This window comes from Pseudomonas wayambapalatensis (assembly GCF_049942315.1).
GTDB classification, from domain to species: domain Bacteria; phylum Pseudomonadota; class Gammaproteobacteria; order Pseudomonadales; family Pseudomonadaceae; genus Aquipseudomonas; species Aquipseudomonas wayambapalatensis.
This window is the reverse complement of sequence record NZ_JBNFMU010000175.1, coordinates 33410-50922: the sequence shown is the minus strand read 5'-3', so window position 1 is coordinate 50922 and position 17513 is coordinate 33410. Positions and strand designations below refer to the sequence as shown.

The following is a 17513-nucleotide window of genomic DNA, read 5'->3' as shown; positions in this document are numbered from 1 at the left end:
GGATCTCGCAGGTGGAATGCGCGAAGTCTAAGCCCTTAGCAAGCTAATTAACAAGTTGGTACATTTTATTGGGTGACGGATTGTCGCAGGTGTTTACAAGCTTTTTTCCGGGATTTGTCGTGAATATGGCGGTTATATGCAGATAAATTCAGGCAATTGGCATTGCTTGCGCATTCGACCAAGGTCGTATTCGCAAGTCAGCGGTACGTCGGAATCAGCGCCTGGGTTCGTGTTGCTTGCGGTAGGCACCCGGTTGCATGCCGATTGCCTTGGCGAATGCCCGGGTGAAGGCCGCCACCGATTGGTAGCCCGCCTGGACGCCGACCTGTTCCACGGTATTGCCTGCGCGCAGCAACTGGCAGGCATGCCGCATGCGCAGGGCCAGCAGCACCTGGCCCGGCGATTGCCCGGCCAGTTCGTTGAAACGCTTGAAGAACGCCGAGCGCGACAGCCCGGTGCAGGCCGCCATGCTCTCCAGCGACCAGGCCTGGCCCGGGTCTTCGATCAGGCGTTCGAGCAGGCCGGCAAAGGCCGGCTGGCGGGCAAGGGCGATCAGCCCGCCGAGCGACTGGCCGCCATTGACTTGCTGACGCAGCACGTAGAGGAACAGCAGGTGGGTCAGGCGTTCGAGCAAGGTCTGCGAGGGTGTCGGCTGGCGGCGACATTCTTCCAGGATCAGCTCGAAGAGCGCTCGCGCGGCGCTGCCGGCCGGATCGTCGGCCCGCAGCAGGATCCAGTCGGCCAGCCCTTCGACGATCAGCGACGACAGCCCCGACTGGAACTGGAAGAAGCCGCACACCAGGCCCACGCCATCCCCTGCGTCGAGGTCCAGCGCCTGCATGGTACGCCGCGGCTGGGCGCAGGCATCGACGGGGTCGGCGTCGCTGGAGAGCCTGTAGGCCAGGTCGCGCAGCAAAAACACCGCATCACCGCTGTCCAGGCGGATCGGCTCCGGTTGCCCGTCGATGTGCAGCCAGCAGTGCCCCTGAACCACCAGGTGGAAGCTGGCCCGGCCCATGCCCTGGGTGCTGGCGTGCCAGCCGCCGCAGTAGCGGCCGACATGAAAGAGGCTGGCGTCGAGCTCCAGGCCCTCTAATAACCAATCGACAAGATGGCTGGACGAAATCATCTAATGCAAAGACTCAGGAGCAAGGAAAGGCGACTGATGAATATGGATGCTACTTCTTATAACCAACAGACTGTACGGACACACATCAAAGGAGACTACTCCATGTCCTCGCGCATTACTCTACACACTCTGCAGAGCGCCCCGGAAGCTGCACGTCCCTTCCTCGAAAACGCCCAGAAGAACTCCGGCTTCATCCCCAACCTGCTGGGTATTCTGGCCAACGCCCCGGCGGCCCTGGAAACCTATGTCACGGTTTCGGCCCTCAACGGCAAGTCCGAGCTGACCCTGGCCGAGCGCGAAGTGGTGCAACTGATCGCCGCCACCAAGCACGGTTGCGATTTCTGCGTTGCCGGCCACACGGCAGTGGCCCTGAACAAGGCCAAGCTGCCGCAAGAGGTGGTCGATGCCCTGCGTGCGCGTGGCGAGCTACCTGATGCACGCTACGAAACCCTGGCCGAGTTCGCCCGTGAAGTCATCGCCACCCGCGGCAATGTCAGCGATGCCACCTACCAGGCCTTCCGCGATGCCGGCTTTACCGAAGGCAATGCCCTGGAAGTGATTCTGGGCGTGAGCCTCGCAACCCTGTGCAACTTTGCTAATGTGTTCGCCCAGACGCCGCTCAACGACGAGCTGAGCAAGTACCGCTGGCAGCCTTCGGCGTAATCCACGCCCGGTGCCGGCACGCCGGCGTTTTAAAAGGAGTAGGGACATGCTTGATTCTGCATTTCGACAATGGCTGGATGCCAATGCCGAGGCAATCGACCAGGGCCAGTGCGACCCGCACCTGGTGCTGGCCCACATCGCCGAGTCGCAGTTGCTGCGGGTTGGCGTCGATCCGGCACTTGGCGGCTCGGGCGGTGACGTTACCAACGCGGTGGAGGCCATCGCTGCCATCGCCAGTCGCTCGCTGGCCTCGGCCTTCGTCTGCTGGGGGCAGCGGGCCTTCATCGAATACCTGCTGCACAGCCCCAACCAGGCCTTGCGCGAGAAGTTGCTGCCTGAACTGCTGACCGGCGAACTGGCCGGCGCCACCGGCTTGTCCAACGCCATGAAATTCCTCTCAGGTATCGAAGCCTTGCAAGTGCAGGCGCGTGCCGAGGGCGAAGGCTGGGCCCTCGAAGGCCGCCTGCACTGGGTGACCAACCTGCGCAAGAGTGGCTTCGTGGTGGCGGCGGCAATCGAGGCCGAAGAGGGCCAGGCGCCCTTCGTGCTGGCGATTCCGTCCGACAGCCAAGGCCTCGAGCGTTCCGACGACCTGCAACTGATGGGCCTGCAGTCGAGCAGCACCGCCGCGCTGGCCTTCCACCAGGTCGCGCTGGACCGCAGTTGGCTGTTGCACGAGAACGCCCGCGAGTTCCTGCCTCGGGTGCGTCCGGCATTCCTGGCGCTGCAGTGCGGCATGTCCATCGGCCTGACCCGTCGCGCCCTGGACGAAGTGCGCGAGCACCTGCAGGGGCGCGGCTCGTTCCTCGCCGAAGCCGAGCAGGTGCTGCGCGAGCGCCTGGAGAATACCGTCGGCGAGCTCAAGCAGGGCCTGCTCGACGGGCGTTTCCTCAAGCAGCCAGCGGCACTGTTCAAGCTGCGCATCACCCTGGCCGAAAGCGCCGCCGATGCGGTGCAGATGGAGCTTCAGGCCAGTGGCGGCAAGGCCTATCTCACCGCCTATGGCGAAGGCTTCGCCCGGCGTTGGCGCGAGTCGGCATTCGTGCCGATCGTTACGCCGAGCCTGGTGCAACTGCGCGCCGAACTGCAACGCCAGGCGGCGAACGTATGACCGACGTGTTACTCGAAGCCCGCGCCATCAGCCTGGGCTACCCTCGCGAGGGCGGCTGGCAGGCGGTGCTGGAGCAGTTCGACCTCAAGCTGTCGCCGGGCGAAGTGGTGACCATTCTCGGCCCCAGCGGTGTCGGCAAATCCAGCCTGCTCCGCGTGCTGGCTGGCCTACAGCAGCCTGGTGGTGGTGCGGTGTCCCTGCATGGCGTGCCCCTGCAGGGGCCGCATCCGCGTCTGGCCGTTGCTTTCCAGGATCCGAGCCTGTTGCCCTGGCTGAGCCTTGAAAAGAACGTTGCCTTCGGCCTCGACTTCGCCCGTCAGCCTGCGCTGGCGGCGGCCGAGCGTCGTGCTCGGATCGACCACGCCATCGAGGCGGTGGGCCTGAACCATGCGCGCAGCCAGTACCCGGCGCAGCTGTCGGGCGGCATGGCGCAGCGCACGGCGCTGGCCCGCTGCCTGGCGCGCCAGCCGGAAGTGCTGCTGCTGGACGAGCCCTTCGGCGCACTCGATGAAGTGACCCGCGCCGACATGCAGCAACTGCTGCTGCAACTGATCGCCACCCACAACACCGCGGCGGTGCTGATCACCCACGATATCGACGAAGCCCTGCTGTTGTCCGATCGCGTGCTGCTACTGGGCAACCACCCGGCGCGCACCCTCGGCCAATGGCATATCGACCTGCCGCAGCCGCGCGCGCAGCGGGTCGAAGAGCTGGGCGCGCTGCGCATCGAGATCCTGAAAACCCTACGGCAGGCGAGCCGCCCCACCTCAACGTCTTCTTCCCCCCTGTCGTCGGAGCCTGCCCATGTGCATGGATGATTGCTGCTCTTCCACCTCGCGTCGCGATTTCATCAAGCTCAGCGCCATGCTCACCGCCGCCGGCGCCTTGCCGATGCTGTCGAGCCTGCAGGCGCGCGCCGCCGCCGAGCCGGACGCGCCGGTACGCATCGGCTACCTGCCGATCACCGACGCCACGCCGCTGCTGGTGGCGCACAACAATGGCCTGTTCGAGGCCGAAGGCATCAAGGCCGAGCGTCCGGTGCTGCTGCGCAGCTGGGCGCAGGTGATCGAAGCGTTCATCTCCGGGCAGGTCAACGTGATCCACCTGCTGTCACCGATGACGGTCTGGGCCCGCTACGGCAGCAAGGTGCCGGCCAAGGTCGTGGCCTGGAACCACGTCGGCGGCTCGGGCCTGACCGTGGCACCGGACATCACCGACATGAAGCAGCTCGGTGGCAAGACCGTCGCCATTCCGTTCTGGTACTCGATCCATAACGTGGTGCTGCAGCAGATGCTCAGTGACAACGGCCTGAAGCCTGTGTCCAAGCCTGCCACCGCGCAACTGGCGGCCAACGAGGTCAACCTGCTGGTGCTGCCGCCTTCGGACATGCCGCCAGCACTGGCCAGCAAGCGCATCGCCGGATACATCGTCGCCGAACCCTTCAATGCCCTGGCCGAGAACCTCAAGGTCGGGCGCGTGCAGCGCTTCACCGGCGATGTCTGGCGCAACCATGCATGCTGTGTGGTGTTCATGCACGAGCACGACCTGAACAACCGCCCGGAGTGGTCGCAGAAGGTGGTCAATGCCATCGTCAAGGCGCAGCAGTGGACCCGTGATCACCGCGCCGAGGCCGCCGCCTTGCTGTCCAAGGCCGGCCCCAACAAATACACCCCGCACGAGCCGGCGGTGCTGACCAAGGTCCTGGCGCCTTCGGTCGAAGACCGCGCCGGCTACATCGCCAGCGGTGCGATCCAGCATCAGCAGTGGGACGAAAAGCGCATCGACTTCCAGCCGTACCCGTTCCCCAGCTACACCGAGGAGTTGGTCAAGCGCCTGAAGAACACCCTGATCGAGGGCGAGAGTGGCTTCCTCGCCGGACTGGACCCGGCGCAGACCGCGCGCGACCTGGTGGACGACCGCTTCGTGCGCAACGCCATCGCCGCCGTGGGAGGCCCGTCGGTGTTCGGCATCGCCGACAACTTCGAGCGTAGCGAGGAGTTCGCGGTCTGATGCGCAAGCATGTCGTACATGGCGCCCTGGGCCTTGCCGGGCTGGCGGTGCTGTTGCTGTTGTGGTGGGCGGGAGTGCGGGTGTTCGGCGAGGCCGATGGCCTGTCTGCGCGCTTCTCGCCCCAGGCGACGCTGGAGAGCCTGGTCGAGCTGCTCGGCCATGGCGAGGTCTATGGGCACATCTGGGTGAGTCTCAAGCGTATCCTCATCGGCCTGCTGCTGGCGCTGCTGATCGGTGTGCCGCTGGGTTTGCTGGTGGGCAGCTACCGGCACCTGGAGGCGGCGACCACGCCGGCGTTCCAGTTCCTGCGGATGATCTCGCCGCTGTCGTGGATGCCGGTGGTGGTGATGCTGATGGGGGTGGGCGATCAGCCGATCTACTTCCTCCTGGCGTTCGCCGCGCTGTGGCCGATCCTGCTCAACACCGCCGCGGGTGTGCGTCAGCTCGACCCGCGCTGGTTGCAGTTGTCGCGCAGCTTGAGTGCCACGCGCTGGGAAACCCTGTGCAAGGTGATCATCCCCGGGGTGATCGGCCATGTGCTGACCGGCGTGCGCCTGGCGATCGGCATCCTGTGGATCGTGCTGGTGCCGTGCGAGATGCTCGGGGTCAGCGCGGGCCTGGGGTACTTCATCCTCGACACCCGTGACCGCCTGGCCTATTCGGAGCTGATGGCCATGGTGCTGCTGATCGGTGTGCTGGGCTTCATGCTCGATGCACTGGCGCGCGGGCTGCATCGGCGCTGGGTGCATGCCTGAGGTGTTCGGGCGTGCGGGCGCCTGCAGCTTCGGCGCGGCAACCATGCAGCCGACAACGATGTTAGCCGCATAAAACCACGGCGCCGCCGGCCACGGTGCTAGTCATGCAAGGACTGCGCAGGCGTGTAGACGCTGGACAAGGCATGTGCGCCCACACAAAAGGGTGTGGGCGCAGCTTAGCCTTCGTAGCCCAGATTCGGTGCCAGCCAGCGCTCGCTCACGCTGACATCCTGGCCTTTGCGGGCGCTGTAGCTGTCGATCTGGTCCTTCTCCACCTTGCCGACGGCAAAGTACTGCGCCTGCGGATGGGCAAAGTACCAGCCGCTGACCGCCGCCGCCGGGAACATCGCGAAGTGTTCGGTGAGGAACACGCCGCTGGGGCCGGTTTCGCCGATGGCCGTGCCATCGAGCAGACGGAACAGGGTCTCTTTCTCGGTGTGATCCGGGCACGCCGGATAGCCCGGGGCAGGGCGGATGCCGCTGTACTGCTCCTTGATCAGCGCATCGTTGTCCAGTTGCTCGTCCTTGGCATAACCCCAGTAGTCCTTGCGCACCCGCTCGTGCAGCCATTCGGCGCAGGCCTCGGCCAGGCGGTCGGCCAGCGCCTTGACCATGATCGAGCTGTAGTCGTCGCCTTTGTCCTGGTAGGCCTTGGCCACTTCCTCGGCACCGATGCCAGCGGTGGTGATGAAGCCGCCCACATAGTCGCTGATGCCGCTGTCCTTGGGTGCGACGAAGTCGGCCAGCGACCAGTTCGGCTTGCCGTCGGGCTTGATGGTCTGCTGGCGCAGGTGGTGCAGGGTGGCCAGAGGCTTGCCGTCGTCGCCATAGACTTCGATGTCGTCATGCGCGACCTGGTTGGCCGGCCAGAAACCGAACACCGCGCGGGCGCTGATGAGTTTTTCACCGATCAGCTTCTCGAGCATGTCGCAGGCATCCTGGTACAGCGCGGTAGCAGCTTCGCCGACCACCTCGTCGGTGAGGATGCGCGGGAACTTGCCCGCCAGGTCCCAGGAGATGAAGAACGGCGTCCAGTCGATGTACTTGGCCAGTTCACGCAGATCGATGTCTTCCAGCACCCTGACGCCGGTGAAGGAGGGCACCACTGCCTGGTAGCTGGCCCAGTCGTACTGTGGCTTGGCCGCGATCGCCTGTTCGTAGGTCAGGCGCTCGGTGCGGGCACTGCGGTTGGCGGTGCGCTCGCGCACTTCCACGTACTCCTGGCGGGTCTTCTCGACGAAGCCAGGCTTGAGCTCCTTGGACAGCAATTGCGTGGCCACGCCCACGGCGCGCGAGGCGTCGGTGACGTAGACCACCGCGTCGTTGGCGTACTTGGGTTCGATCTTCACCGCCGTGTGCGCCTTGGAGGTGGTCGCGCCACCGATCATCAGCGGCAGGTGGAAGTCCTGGCGCTGCATCTCGCGGGCGACGTGGACCATCTCGTCCAGCGACGGGGTGATCAGCCCGGACAGGCCGATGATGTCGCACTTCTGCTCGCGGGCGGTCTGCAGGATCTTCTCGGCCGGGACCATCACGCCCATGTCGACGATGTCGTAGCCGTTGCAGCCCAGCACGACGCCGACGATGTTCTTGCCGATGTCGTGCACGTCGCCCTTGACCGTGGCCATGAGGATCTTGCCCTTGGCTTCGGGCTTGTCGCCTTTTTCGGCCTCGATGAACGGGATCAGGTGGGCCACCGCCTGCTTCATCACCCGTGCGGACTTGACCACCTGGGGCAGGAACATCTTGCCCGCGCCGAACAGGTCGCCGACCACGTTCATGCCGCTCATCAGCGGCCCTTCGATGACTTCGATGGGGCGCGCCGACTGCTGGCGGCACTCCTCGGTGTCTTCGACGATGTAGGCGGTGATGCCCTTGACCAGCGCGTGTTCCAGGCGCTTGTCGACGGGCATCGAGCGCCACTCTTCGTTTTCCACTTCCTTCGCTGCGCCGCCGCCCTTGTAGTCGTCGGCGATGGCCAGCAGGGCGTCGGTGCCTTCGGGGGTGCGGTTGAGTACCACGTCCTCGACCTTCTCGCGCAGTGCCGGCGGGATCTCGTCGTAGATCTCCAGCTGGCCGGCGTTGACGATACCCATGGTCAGGCCGTTCTGGATGGCGTGGTAGAGGAACACCGAGTGGATCGCCTCGCGCACCGGGTTGTTGCCGCGGAACGAGAACGACACGTTGGACACGCCGCCGCTGGACAGCGCGTAGGGCAGGTGGTCACGGATGTAGGCGCACGCTTCGATGAAGTCGACGGCGTAGTTGTTGTGTTCCTCGATGCCGGTGGCAACGGCGAAGATGTTCGGGTCGAAGATGATGTCTTCGGGCGGGAAGCCTACTTCGTTGACCAGGATGTCGTAGCTGCGCTGGCAGATCTCGCGTTTGCGCGCGGCAGTGTCGGCCTGGCCGACCTCGTCGAACGCCATCACCACCACGGCGGCGCCGTAGCGTTTGCACAGGCGGGCGTGATGCTTGAACTGCTCGACGCCTTCCTTCATGGAGATCGAGTTGACGATGCCCTTGCCCTGGATGCACTTGAGGCCCGCTTCGATCACCTCCCACTTCGAGGAGTCGATCATGATCGGCACGCGGGAGATGTCCGGCTCGCCGGCGATCAGGTTGAGGAAGCGGACCATGGCGGCCTGGGAGTCGAGCATCCCTTCGTCCATGTTGATGTCGATCACCTGGGCGCCAGCCTCGACCTGCTGCAGGGCGACTTCCAGGGCTTCGGTGTAGTTCTCCTCGCGGATCAGCCGGGCGAACTTGGCGGAACCTGTGATGTTGGTGCGCTCGCCGACGTTGACGAACAGCGACTGGCGATCAATGGTGAATGGCTCCAGGCCCGACAGGCGGCAAGCCTTGGGGATATCCGGAATGGCCCGTGGCTTGTACTTGGCCACGGCCTCGGCGATGGCCTGGATGTGCGGCGGGGTGGTGCCGCAGCAGCCGCCGATGATGTTGAGGAAACCGCTGGCGGCGAATTCCTCGACCACGGCGGCCATTTCCGCCGGGGTTTCGTCGTATTCGCCGAAGGCGTTGGGCAGGCCGGCGTTGGGGTGCGCGGACACATGGGTGCCGGCCTTGGTCGACAGTTCTTCCAGGTACGGACGCAGGTCCTTGGCGCCCAGGGCGCAGTTCAGGCCGACCGAGATCGGGTTGGCGTGACGCACCGAGTTCCAGAAGGCTTCGGTGGTCTGGCCCGACAATGTGCGGCCGGAGGCATCGGTGATGGTGCCGGAGATCATGATCGGCAGTTCGATGCCGTCATCCTCGAACACCTGCTGCACGGCGAAGATCGCCGCCTTGGCGTTCAGGGTGTCGAAGATGGTCTCGATCAGGATCAGGTCGGCGCCGCCTTCGATCAGGCCGCGAGTGGCCTCGATGTAGTTTTCCACCAGCTCGTCGAAGGTGACGTTGCGGTAGCCAGGGTCGTTGACGTCCGGGGAGATCGAGCAGGTGCGGCTGGTCGGGCCGAGCACGCCGGCGACGAAGCGTGGACGGTCCGGCGTTTCCAGTGTCTTGGCGTCGGCCACCTGGCGGGCGATGCGCGCGCCCTCGACATTGAGCTCGTACACCAGCGCTTCCATGCCGTAGTCGGCCTGGGAAATCTGCGTGGCGTTGAAGGTGTTGGTCTCGAGAATATCGGCGCCAGCGTCCAGATAAGCCTTCTCGATGGCGGCGATGACATCGGGCCGGGTGAGCAGCAGCAGGTCGTTATTGCCTTTCACATCGCTTGGCCAATCGGCGAAGCGCGTGCCACGATAGTCGCCTTCCTCCAGGCGGTAGCTCTGGATCATAGTACCCATGCCGCCGTCGAGGATCAGGATGCGCTCCTTGAGGGCATGCTGGAGTGCTTGGAGACGAGCGCTGCGGTCGGACATGAGAACTACCTGGTCGGACAAATATCGGAAGTGCGGAATAATAACAAAGCTGCACGGATTTTAGACGTATCGCCCGATAGCATGAATTTGATTCATGTTGGCGATGCCAAGACTCAGGCCCAGGGACAGAAAGGCAAATCGTGACAGCTATCAAGAACCAGGACATACGGCACATGGTGCATCGTTTTATAGCCGCCATCTTCGCCCTGCTCGTCAGCGGCGCAGTGTTGGCGCAGGCCCCTCAATCGAGCTCGGCCATCTCCTATACCCGTGACATCCAACCGATCTTCACCCAGAAGTGCGTGGCCTGCCACGCCTGCAACGACGCCGCTTGCCAGCTCAACCTGGGCAGCGCCGAGGGGGCCGAGCGCGGCGCCTCCAAGGTGCCGGTGTACCAGGGCGAGCGCAGCCAGGCAGTCGCCACCACGCGGCTGTTCTATGACGCTCAGAGTGAAGAGGGCTGGCGCAGGAAAGGCTTCTATTCGGTACTCGACAACCAGGGCAGCCAGGCCGCGCTGATGGCGCGCATGCTCGAACTGGGCCACAAGACGCCGCTCACGCCCAACGCCAAGCTGCCCGAAGAGATCGTCCTGGGCCTGAACCGCAACAACATGTGCCCGTTGCCCCACGAGTTCGACGCCTATGCCGGTGCGCACCCGAAAGAGGGCATGCCGCTGGCGGTCACCGGGCTGACCGACCAGGAGTACTCGACCCTGCAGCGCTGGCTGGCGGCCGGTGCACCGGTCGAGTACCAACCGATCCAGCCGAGTCCCAGCGAAGCGAAGCAGATCGCCGACTGGGAGGCGCTGCTCAACCGCCCCGGCTCCACCGAGGCGCTGGTGGGGCGCTGGCTGTACGAGCACTTGTTCCTGGCGCATATCTATTTCGTCGGCGGTGAGCAGGGCCACTTCTTCCAGTGGGTGCGCTCGCGCACGCCGAGTGGCCAGCCGGTCGACGTGATCGCCACGCGCCGCCCCAACGACCCGCCGGGCAATGACTTCTACTACCGGTTGATCCCGGTGCAGGGCGTGATCGTGCACAAGACGCACATCACCTACCCGATGGGGCCGCAGAAGCTCAAGCGGGTCAAGCAGCTGTTCTACAGCGGCGACTGGCGCGCCACCTCGCTGCCGGGCTATGGCCCGCAGCGCCGCGCCAACCCGTTCGAGACCTTCGAGGCGATCCCGGCGGTGGCGCGCTACCAGTTCATGCTCGACAACGCCGAGTACTTCGTGCGCACCTTCATCCGTGGCCCGGTGTGCCGTGGCCAGATCGCCACCGACGTGATCCGCGACAACTTCTGGGCGCTGTTCCAGGAGCCGGCCCACGACCGCTACGTCACCGATGCCGCCTACCGTGGCCAGGCCACGCCGTTGCTGGCCATGCCGGGGCAGATCGACGATGTCGGCAGCGTGCTGAGCCTGTGGCGTGCCTACCGCGACAAGCGCAACGACTACGAGACGCTGCGCCGCGAAGCCTACGCCGAAATGCCGCCGCCGAGCTGGTCGACGCTGTGGGCAGGCAACGATAACGCCTTGCTCAGCATCTTCCGCCACTTCGACAGCGCCTCGGTGAGCAAGGGCCTGATCGGCGACGTGCCGCTGACCATCTGGCTGTTCGACTATCCGTTGCTGGAGCGCACCTACTACCAGCTGGCGGTCAATTTCGACGTGTACGGCAACGTCTCGCACCAGTTGCAGACGCGCCTGTACTTCGACCTGATCCGCAACGGTGCCGAGGTCAACTTCCTGCGCCTGATGCCGGCCGACAAGCGCGGCGCGATCCTCAGCGACTGGTACCAGAACAGCGGCAAGGTGAAGATGTGGCTCGACTACACCGACATCGATACCGATACCCCAAGCGCCCTGCATCTGAACAAGCACAATGCCACACGCGACTTCGGCCTCAAGTTGCTGCAACGCACTGGCAGCCTGAACGCGGCGCCCGATCCGATCAACCGCTGCACCGGCGCCTATTGCTCGCGCCCGCAAATGAGCGAGGAGTTCCGAGATGTGGAGCAGAGCCTGAGTCGCCTGGTGTCGCGTCCGGCCGCAGGGCTGAAGGTGATCGGCCAACTGCCCGAGGCAACCATGCTGCGCATCGAAGGGCAGGGCGGTCAGCGTCAGGTCTACAGCCTGCTGCGCAACCGCGCCCACAGCAACGTTGCCTTCCTGCTGGGCGAGGCCTACCGCTACCAGCCGGGGCTGGACACCTTGACCCTGTATCCGGGGGTGCTGAGCAGTTATCCGAACTTCATCTTCAACATTCCGGCCAGCGACGTGCCGGAGTTCGTCGAAGACATGGAAGCGGCGCGTGACGACCAGGGCAAGTTCGAGCGTATCGTCGAGCGTTGGGGCGTGCGCCGCAGCCATCCGCAGTTCTGGCAGTACTTCCATGACCTGAACACCTACATCAAGGAAACCGAACCGGTGGAGGCCGGCGTGCTGGACATGAACCGCTACGAGAACCTCTGATCGATTGCCGGGAAAGGCGTGCGACCTTTCCCGGCATTCTGCGGTCGGACCTGTGGGTGGCCCCGGGGATGCGTTGCAGCCCATCGCGGGCCTGAATGCACCAAGAACCGCAGGACAACCCATGTTGTATTCGCTTCAGGCTCTCCGGGCGTTCGCCGCCTGGGTGGTGGTTTGCCACCACTTCATGCAGATCTTCTTCGATTTCAATGCCAAAGGCCCCGTCGGCCGCCTGCTCGCCGAGCGCGGAGCGGTGGGGGTCGATATCTTCTTCGTCATCAGCGGCCTGGTGATCTACCTCTCGACCCGCGACAAAGTCATCGCCCCGCGCGAATTCCTGCTCAACCGCGCCTTGCGCATCGTCCCGGCGTACTGGTTCTACACCTTGCTCATGGCCCTGCTGTTAATAGTGGCCAGCCGCTGGATGCCGCACCAGGTGTTCGAGTGGCAGCACCTGGTGCTGTCGCTGTTGTTCGTGCCCGCGGAAAACCCGGGTGGCTACGGGCTTTATCCCACGCTCAATGTGGGCTGGACGCTGAACTTCGAGATGTTCTTCTACCTGTTGTTCGGCCTGGCGTTCCTGGTGCGCCAGCGTCATCACCTGGTGCTGGTCACTGCGGCGCTGCTGCTGGTCAGTGAGGTGCTGGGGCGCCTGGGGGTGCTCAGCCGCTTCTACAACAACGACATCATCTACGAGTTCCTGCTGGGCATCGGCCTGGGTGTGCTGTATCGGCGCGGGCTGATCCGCGAGGGGCTGTGGCTGCCGCTGGCGGTGCTGGCGGCGGCGGGGTATGCGCTGTACCAGCTCGATGCTTCGCAGCGCCTGCTGCATTGGGGCTTGCCCAGTGCGATGGTGGTGCTGGCCTTTGTCGCACTGGAGCCGTACTTTCGTGGCAATCAGGTGCTCAAGGCGTTGGGCGACTGTTCGTACTCGGTGTATCTCACCCATGTGCTGGTGCTGTGGGGAGGCTGGTTCATCAGCCAGCGGCTGCGGCTCAATCCGTATCTGGTGTTCGCCTTCTGCGTACCGTCAATCGGACTAATGTCGTGGTTCAGCTACCAGTGGCTGGAGCGCGGCCTGTACCGCCGTCTCAAGGCCTGGTTCGGGGCGCGGGGTATGCGCCAGGCGCAACCGGCACTATCCCGAGTCAATTACTAGGACTTTGTTCGAGGCTTGGCATGGCGTACACTGGGCGGCAAGTCTGTGAGGAACTTCCATGAGCGCTATAACCATTACCGACGCCGCCCATGATTATCTGGCCGATCTGCTCTCGAAGCAGAACACGCCCGGGATCGGCATCCGCGTTTTCATCACCCAGCCGGGCACCCAGTACGCCGAAACCTGTATCGCCTACTGCAAGCCGGGCGAAGAAAAGCCTGACGACACCGCCGTGGGTCTGAAGAGCTTTACCGCCTACATCGACGCCGTCAGCGAGCCGTTTCTCGAAGACGCACTGGTCGACTACGCCACCGATCGCATGGGCGGCCAGCTGACCATCAAGGCGCCGAACGCCAAGGTGCCGATGGTCAACGAAGACAGCCCGATCAACGAGCGCATCAACTACTACCTGCAGACCGAGATCAACCCCGGTCTTGCCAGCCACGGCGGTCAGGTGAGCCTGGTCGATGTGGTCGACGACGGCATCGCCGTGCTGCAGTTCGGCGGTGGCTGCCAGGGCTGTGGCCAGGCGGACGTCACCCTCAAGGATGGCATCGAGCGCACGCTGCTCGAGCGCATCCCGGAGCTCAAGGGTGTGCGTGACGTGACTGACCACACGCAAAAAGAGAACGCCTACTACTGATAGGCCCTATCGCGGGGCAAGCTCGCTCCTACAGGTACGGCGTCGTGCCTGTAGAAGCGGGTTTGCCCCGCGATTGCATTCGCTGCCCGCCAAAAATGTCTTCGCCTAGCAACAAAGTGTTACTGTTTCAAGCCCTGCGACAACAGGCCGCAGCCCGTAAATCAAGGGCTGCAGCCCGATCTGCCAGAGGTCGTCTGGATGGTGCGGGGGTGTCATGCCAGAATGCCCCGGTTTTTCGACCGGCCCTGCTCGAGGGCCGGCACCTTCCCTGTAAAGGATGGTTCCATGACTGATCTACTGACCCGGCGCGCAGTTGTCGCCGGGATGGGCGTACTGGGGCTTGGCCTGCTGGCGGGTTGCAACCCGGCCCGGGGCCTGGACTTCAAGTACGGCAAGAACATGAGCAACGAGATCCTCGGGCGCAAGTTCAAGCTCAAGGATCCTCAGGGTAACGAGCGTACCCTGTCGAGCTTCTACGGCTCGATGCCGATGATCTTCTTCGGTTTCACCCAGTGCCCGGCGGTCTGCCCGACCACGCTGGCACGCGCCGCGCAGATACGCAAACTGCTCAAGGGCCGTGACCGCGACTTGTTCCAGGTCGTGTTCATCACCCTGGACCCGGAGCGCGACACCCCTGAAGTGCTGGACGCCTACGTCAAGGCCTTCGACCCCTCGTTCGTCGCCCTCACCGGCACCCCGGAAGAAATCGACGAGGTGGCCCGGGAGTTCAAGGTGTTCTACGAGAAGGTCCCTGCCGGCGACACCTATACCATTTCCCACTCGTCCACCAGCTACGTCTACGATACGCGTGGCACCTTGCGCCTGAGTCTGGGCCATTCCCTGAATGCTCAGGAATGCGCCGAAGACCTGCGCACCCTGATGGAGATCTGCTGAATGTCGATGCAACCGATCAAGCGCGGCCTGGCCGCTCTCGCCCTGCTGGGCCTGGCACTGCCGGCGCTGGCCGACACCACCGTAAGCGACGCCTGGGTGCGCGCCAGCGTACCGCACCAGCAGTCCACCGGTGCCTTCATGACCCTGACCGCCAGCACCGACAGCAAGCTGGTGGGCGTGGCTTCGCCGGTGGCCAAGACCGTGCAGGTGCACGAGATGACCATGAATGGCGATGTGATGGGCATGCGTGAAGTGAAGGCGGTGGAGCTGCCGGCTGGCAAGCCGGTCACCCTCGACCCCAACGGTTTTCACGTGATGTTGATGGGCCTGAACGACCAGGTGAAGGAAGGCCAGCAAGTGCCGCTGACCTTGACCATCGAAGATGCCAAGGGCCAGAAGCAGACAATTGAGGTGCAGGCGCCGGTCAAGCCGCTGACCGCCGAGATGGACGCCGGGCACGACCACATGCACATGAAGCACTGAGTACCTACAGGGGCCGCGAAAGCGGCCCTTGTTCTTTCAGCCTGCTGTCGCTCAGCTACGGAATCGCGGCAGCGGCCGATCGATGGTCAGCGAAGTCAGGGTCTTGCGAACCTGGGCTTCGTCGGCCTCCAGGGCCTTGAGGCTCGCGCGGATCTTGCCGGCCGAGGGCACATCGCCCTGCCGGTCGATCCAGTCGGCGATTTCCTTGCAGGCGCTGCTCAGGCAGGCCTGGCGCTGGTTCATCAGCGTGATGAGGGTGGTGAGCTCTCGTTCTGACATGGCAGGATCCTCCGTTCAGCCCTCTCAGTGTAGCAGCGGCTGGCGGTCTTGCCGGGCGATGGGTCAGTGGTGCAGGCAGGCGAGACGGTAGGCGCCTGGCGTCACGCCGAAGGCCTGCTTGAACTGCCGACTGAGGTGGCTCTGGTCGGCGAAGCCCAGCGCAAAGGCCACTTCCGAAGCTGGCAGGCCACGGCGCAGGAACTCTCGGGCGCGGGCCAGCCGACGCTGCTTGAGCCAGGCATGGGGCGGCAGTCCGGTGGCCTGGCGAAACACCCGGGCAAAGTGGAAAGGTGACAGGTTGACCGCCGCGGCCAGAGCCTCCAGCGAAGGCGGATCGGCCAGTTGGCTTTCCAGCAGTTCGCGGGCCCGTGCCACGGCCACCGGCTCGTGACCGGGGGCAGCAGGTTCGCTGCAATGGCCATGACGTTGTACCAGCGCCAGGACCGCATCGCGCCAGGCTGTTTGCTGCTCCAGCGCGCTCGCTCCGGCCTCCGACAGGCGGTGCACGCGGCTGAAGGCCGCCGCCAGGGTCGGGTCCTGCACCACGCTCTGCCTGAAGTGCGGCAAGCCGTGGCGGCCCAGCTCCAGCTCGTCGAGCACCCCGGTGACACGTTCGTGTTCCGGATAGAACGCACGGTAGCGCCAACCTGCCTCGTGGGCCTTGGCACCGGTGTGCAATTCGTCGGGATTGATCAGCACCACGCTGCCGACCGGCGCCAGGTGATCACTGCCGCGGTGCCAGAAACACTGGGCGCCGGACTCTATCACGGTGAACACATAGCCTTCGTGCACATGCGGCGCAAAGCGCTGCTGTACATAGCGGGCGTGCAGCATCTCGACATCGCCGAGGGCTGGCGCCTGCCACAGGTGGATTTGTTCGCGCAGGGGCGTGCTCATGTCAGCCAGCTGCGCAGGAGAAAGAAAATCAGCATGCTCGCCAGCATGCTCAGCAATACGCTGCGGGTCAACAGCACCAGGGCGATGGCCACCAGCGAGCCAAGCAGGTAGGGATTGAGCGGGTCGAGGTTCAACTGATGCTCGGGCAGGAAAATGATCGGCCCGCAGATTGCCGTGAGCATCCCTGGCACGGCGAAGCCGAGGAACTGGCGCACGTTGGAGCCCAGGCGCAAGGGCAGGCGCGGCTCGAGAAAGACATAGCGATTGAGGAACACCACCACGCCCATCGCGACGATCAGCAGCCAGATCATGAGCGGCTCCCAGCGAATTTCTGACAGACAAAACCCGCAGCCATGCCCAGCAGGCCGGCGGCGACCAGCGCCGTCTCCCAGTGCCAATGGCTGAACAGCACCGAGCAGAACAGCGACACCGCCACGCACACCAGGGTCGGCACGCTGCGTACCAGCGGCGTGATCAACGCGACGAAGGTGGCGACGATCGAGAAGTCCAGGCCGAGCTGGTCCAGGTGCGGGATATTCTGGCCGAGGATGATGCCGGCCAGGGTGAACAGGTTCCAGGCCACATAGAAGGTCAGGCCCACGCCTAATGCATACCAACGGTTGAACTGTTGCTGGTCGTGGTGGCTGGTCAGGGCGAAGAGTTCATCGGTGAGCAGAAAGCCCAACCCCAATCGCCAGCGGGTCGGCAGCCCCGACACCACCGGGCGCATGGACAAACCGTAAAGCAGGTGCTGCGACGTCAGCAGCAGGGTGGTCAGCAGGATCGACAGCAGCCCGGCGCCGCTCTTGAGCATGCCGATCGCCACCAGTTGCGCAGCCCCGGCGAAGACGATCGCCGACAGCCCTTGGCCTTGCCAGGCGCTGAGGTTTGCTTCGATGGCCATGGAGCCTGCGAGCAGCCCCCAGGGCGCAACGGCGAGCGATAACGGCAGGATGGCGACGGTGCCTTGGGTGAAGGCGTGGCGGGCGAGCGGCGGACTGCTGGACATGGCGGCTACGGACAAAGGCAGGGATGGGCAGCATGCCAGAGGAAAAAGCTGCCTGGCTTGAACGATCTTGCTCGTTTACCGGTGCGATGCGTTCTGTCACGACATTTTTTTCACATCCCCTTGCTA

General features: G+C 64.4%; 16 protein-coding genes. 10 read left to right on the top strand and 6 right to left on the bottom strand.

The window, feature by feature from the left end; translation table 11 throughout:
• Nucleotides 1-214: 214 nt before the first annotated feature.
• Nucleotides 215-1129: an AraC family transcriptional regulator gene (locus ACPZMI_RS12165; RefSeq protein WP_426352302.1), complete on the bottom strand. Its 915-nt coding sequence runs from the start codon at nt 1127-1129 to the stop codon at nt 215-217.
• Nucleotides 1130-1231: 102 nt separating this feature from the next.
• Between ACPZMI_RS12165 and ACPZMI_RS12160 the strand changes: the two genes are divergently transcribed.
• Genes ACPZMI_RS12160 through ACPZMI_RS12140 form a run of 5 tightly spaced genes read left to right on the top strand, consistent with a single transcriptional unit; the run spans nt 1232 to nt 5668 of the window.
• Nucleotides 1232-1792 carry a carboxymuconolactone decarboxylase family protein gene (locus ACPZMI_RS12160; protein WP_186665144.1) on the top strand — a complete coding sequence of 187 codons (561 nt, stop codon included), beginning with the start codon at nt 1232-1234 and terminating at the stop codon, nt 1790-1792.
• Between the two features lie 46 nt (nt 1793-1838).
• On the top strand, nt 1839-2903 hold the full coding sequence (locus ACPZMI_RS12155; RefSeq protein ID WP_426352301.1) for an acyl-CoA dehydrogenase family protein: 1065 nt from the start codon (nt 1839-1841) through the stop codon (nt 2901-2903).
• The gene (locus ACPZMI_RS12150; RefSeq protein WP_186665141.1) at nt 2900-3721 is read left to right on the top strand and encodes an ABC transporter ATP-binding protein; all 822 of its coding nucleotides are present in this window, start codon (nt 2900-2902) and stop codon (nt 3719-3721) included. The genes ACPZMI_RS12155 and ACPZMI_RS12150 overlap by 4 nt, the downstream gene beginning before the upstream one ends.
• Entirely contained in the window at nt 3708-4913 is a 1206-nt protein-coding gene (locus ACPZMI_RS12145) for an ABC transporter substrate-binding protein (RefSeq protein WP_186708514.1), read from the top strand. Before ACPZMI_RS12150 ends, ACPZMI_RS12145 begins: the two co-directional genes overlap by 14 nt.
• Nucleotides 4913-5668, top strand: coding sequence for an ABC transporter permease (locus ACPZMI_RS12140; RefSeq protein WP_153773819.1), 756 nt, complete (start codon nt 4913-4915; stop codon nt 5666-5668). Before ACPZMI_RS12145 ends, ACPZMI_RS12140 begins: the two co-directional genes overlap by 1 nt.
• A gap of 176 nt (nt 5669-5844) precedes the next feature.
• Here ACPZMI_RS12140 and metH read toward each other — a convergent pair whose 3' ends face one another.
• Nucleotides 5845-9552, bottom strand: a complete 3708-nt coding sequence (gene metH / locus ACPZMI_RS12135; RefSeq protein WP_426352300.1) for a methionine synthase — start codon at nt 9550-9552, stop codon at nt 5845-5847.
• Nucleotides 9553-9725: 173 nt separating this feature from the next.
• Between metH and ACPZMI_RS12130 the strand changes: the two genes are divergently transcribed.
• The 5 genes from ACPZMI_RS12130 (at nt 9726) to ACPZMI_RS12110 (ending at nt 15202) form a co-directional block, all read left to right on the top strand.
• Complete coding sequence (locus ACPZMI_RS12130) at nt 9726-12026, top strand: fatty acid cis/trans isomerase (RefSeq protein ID WP_426352299.1); 2301 nt, start codon at nt 9726-9728, stop codon at nt 12024-12026.
• 121 nt (nt 12027-12147) lie between these two features.
• Nucleotides 12148-13182, top strand: coding sequence for an acyltransferase family protein (locus ACPZMI_RS12125; RefSeq protein ID WP_426352298.1), 1035 nt, complete (start codon nt 12148-12150; stop codon nt 13180-13182).
• A gap of 58 nt (nt 13183-13240) precedes the next feature.
• The gene (gene nfuA / locus ACPZMI_RS12120; protein WP_063545100.1) at nt 13241-13825 is read left to right on the top strand and encodes a Fe-S biogenesis protein NfuA; all 585 of its coding nucleotides are present in this window, start codon (nt 13241-13243) and stop codon (nt 13823-13825) included.
• A gap of 285 nt (nt 13826-14110) precedes the next feature.
• Nucleotides 14111-14719: an SCO family protein gene (locus ACPZMI_RS12115; RefSeq protein ID WP_054890835.1), complete on the top strand. Its 609-nt coding sequence runs from the start codon at nt 14111-14113 to the stop codon at nt 14717-14719.
• Nucleotides 14720-15202, top strand: a complete 483-nt coding sequence (locus ACPZMI_RS12110; protein ID WP_186665125.1) for a copper chaperone PCu(A)C — start codon at nt 14720-14722, stop codon at nt 15200-15202. It abuts the gene before it with no gap.
• A gap of 51 nt (nt 15203-15253) precedes the next feature.
• On the opposite strand, the gene ACPZMI_RS12105 is transcribed toward ACPZMI_RS12110, so the two are convergent.
• The 4 genes from ACPZMI_RS12105 to ACPZMI_RS12090 all read right to left on the bottom strand — a co-directional run bounded on the left by ACPZMI_RS12105 (nt 15254) and on the right by ACPZMI_RS12090 (nt 17387).
• On the bottom strand, nt 15254-15481 hold the full coding sequence (locus tag ACPZMI_RS12105) for a hypothetical protein (RefSeq protein ID WP_054890833.1): 228 nt from the start codon (nt 15479-15481) through the stop codon (nt 15254-15256).
• A gap of 63 nt (nt 15482-15544) precedes the next feature.
• Nucleotides 15545-16378: an AraC family transcriptional regulator gene (locus ACPZMI_RS12100; protein ID WP_186665123.1), complete on the bottom strand. Its 834-nt coding sequence runs from the start codon at nt 16376-16378 to the stop codon at nt 15545-15547.
• Nucleotides 16375-16689, bottom strand: coding sequence for an AzlD domain-containing protein (locus ACPZMI_RS12095; RefSeq protein ID WP_065862729.1), 315 nt, complete (start codon nt 16687-16689; stop codon nt 16375-16377). Before ACPZMI_RS12095 ends, ACPZMI_RS12100 begins: the two co-directional genes overlap by 4 nt.
• Nucleotides 16686-17387, bottom strand: a complete 702-nt coding sequence (locus tag ACPZMI_RS12090) for an AzlC family ABC transporter permease (RefSeq protein WP_186665119.1) — start codon at nt 17385-17387, stop codon at nt 16686-16688. The genes ACPZMI_RS12095 and ACPZMI_RS12090 overlap by 4 nt, the downstream gene beginning before the upstream one ends.
• Nucleotides 17388-17513 lie beyond the last annotated feature (126 nt).

Bases quoted from the DNA above. Each gene is read 5' to 3' on its own strand.
- ACPZMI_RS12100 (WP_186665123.1), bottom strand. From the start codon at position 16,378: ATGAGCACGCCCCTGCGCGAACAAATCCACCTGTGGCAGGCGCCAGCC.
- ACPZMI_RS12115 (WP_054890835.1), top strand. From the start codon at position 14,111: ATGACTGATCTACTGACCCGGCGCGCAGTTGTCGCCGGGATGGGCGTA.
- ACPZMI_RS12150 (WP_186665141.1), top strand. From the start codon at position 2,900: ATGACCGACGTGTTACTCGAAGCCCGCGCCATCAGCCTGGGCTACCCT.
- ACPZMI_RS12095 (WP_065862729.1), bottom strand. From the start codon at position 16,689: ATGATCTGGCTGCTGATCGTCGCGATGGGCGTGGTGGTGTTCCTCAAT.
- ACPZMI_RS12140 (WP_153773819.1), top strand. From the start codon at position 4,913: ATGCGCAAGCATGTCGTACATGGCGCCCTGGGCCTTGCCGGGCTGGCG.
- ACPZMI_RS12090 (WP_186665119.1), bottom strand. From the start codon at position 17,387: ATGTCCAGCAGTCCGCCGCTCGCCCGCCACGCCTTCACCCAAGGCACC.
- ACPZMI_RS12125 (WP_426352298.1), top strand. From the start codon at position 12,148: ATGTTGTATTCGCTTCAGGCTCTCCGGGCGTTCGCCGCCTGGGTGGTG.
- ACPZMI_RS12155 (WP_426352301.1), top strand. From the start codon at position 1,839: ATGCTTGATTCTGCATTTCGACAATGGCTGGATGCCAATGCCGAGGCA.
- ACPZMI_RS12160 (WP_186665144.1), top strand. From the start codon at position 1,232: ATGTCCTCGCGCATTACTCTACACACTCTGCAGAGCGCCCCGGAAGCT.
- ACPZMI_RS12130 (WP_426352299.1), top strand. From the start codon at position 9,726: ATGGTGCATCGTTTTATAGCCGCCATCTTCGCCCTGCTCGTCAGCGGC.
- ACPZMI_RS12110 (WP_186665125.1), top strand. From the start codon at position 14,720: ATGTCGATGCAACCGATCAAGCGCGGCCTGGCCGCTCTCGCCCTGCTG.
- ACPZMI_RS12105 (WP_054890833.1), bottom strand. From the start codon at position 15,481: ATGTCAGAACGAGAGCTCACCACCCTCATCACGCTGATGAACCAGCGC.
- ACPZMI_RS12145 (WP_186708514.1), top strand. From the start codon at position 3,708: ATGTGCATGGATGATTGCTGCTCTTCCACCTCGCGTCGCGATTTCATC.
- metH (WP_426352300.1), bottom strand. From the start codon at position 9,552: ATGTCCGACCGCAGCGCTCGTCTCCAAGCACTCCAGCATGCCCTCAAG.
- nfuA (WP_063545100.1), top strand. From the start codon at position 13,241: ATGAGCGCTATAACCATTACCGACGCCGCCCATGATTATCTGGCCGAT.
- ACPZMI_RS12165 (WP_426352302.1), bottom strand. From the start codon at position 1,129: ATGATTTCGTCCAGCCATCTTGTCGATTGGTTATTAGAGGGCCTGGAG.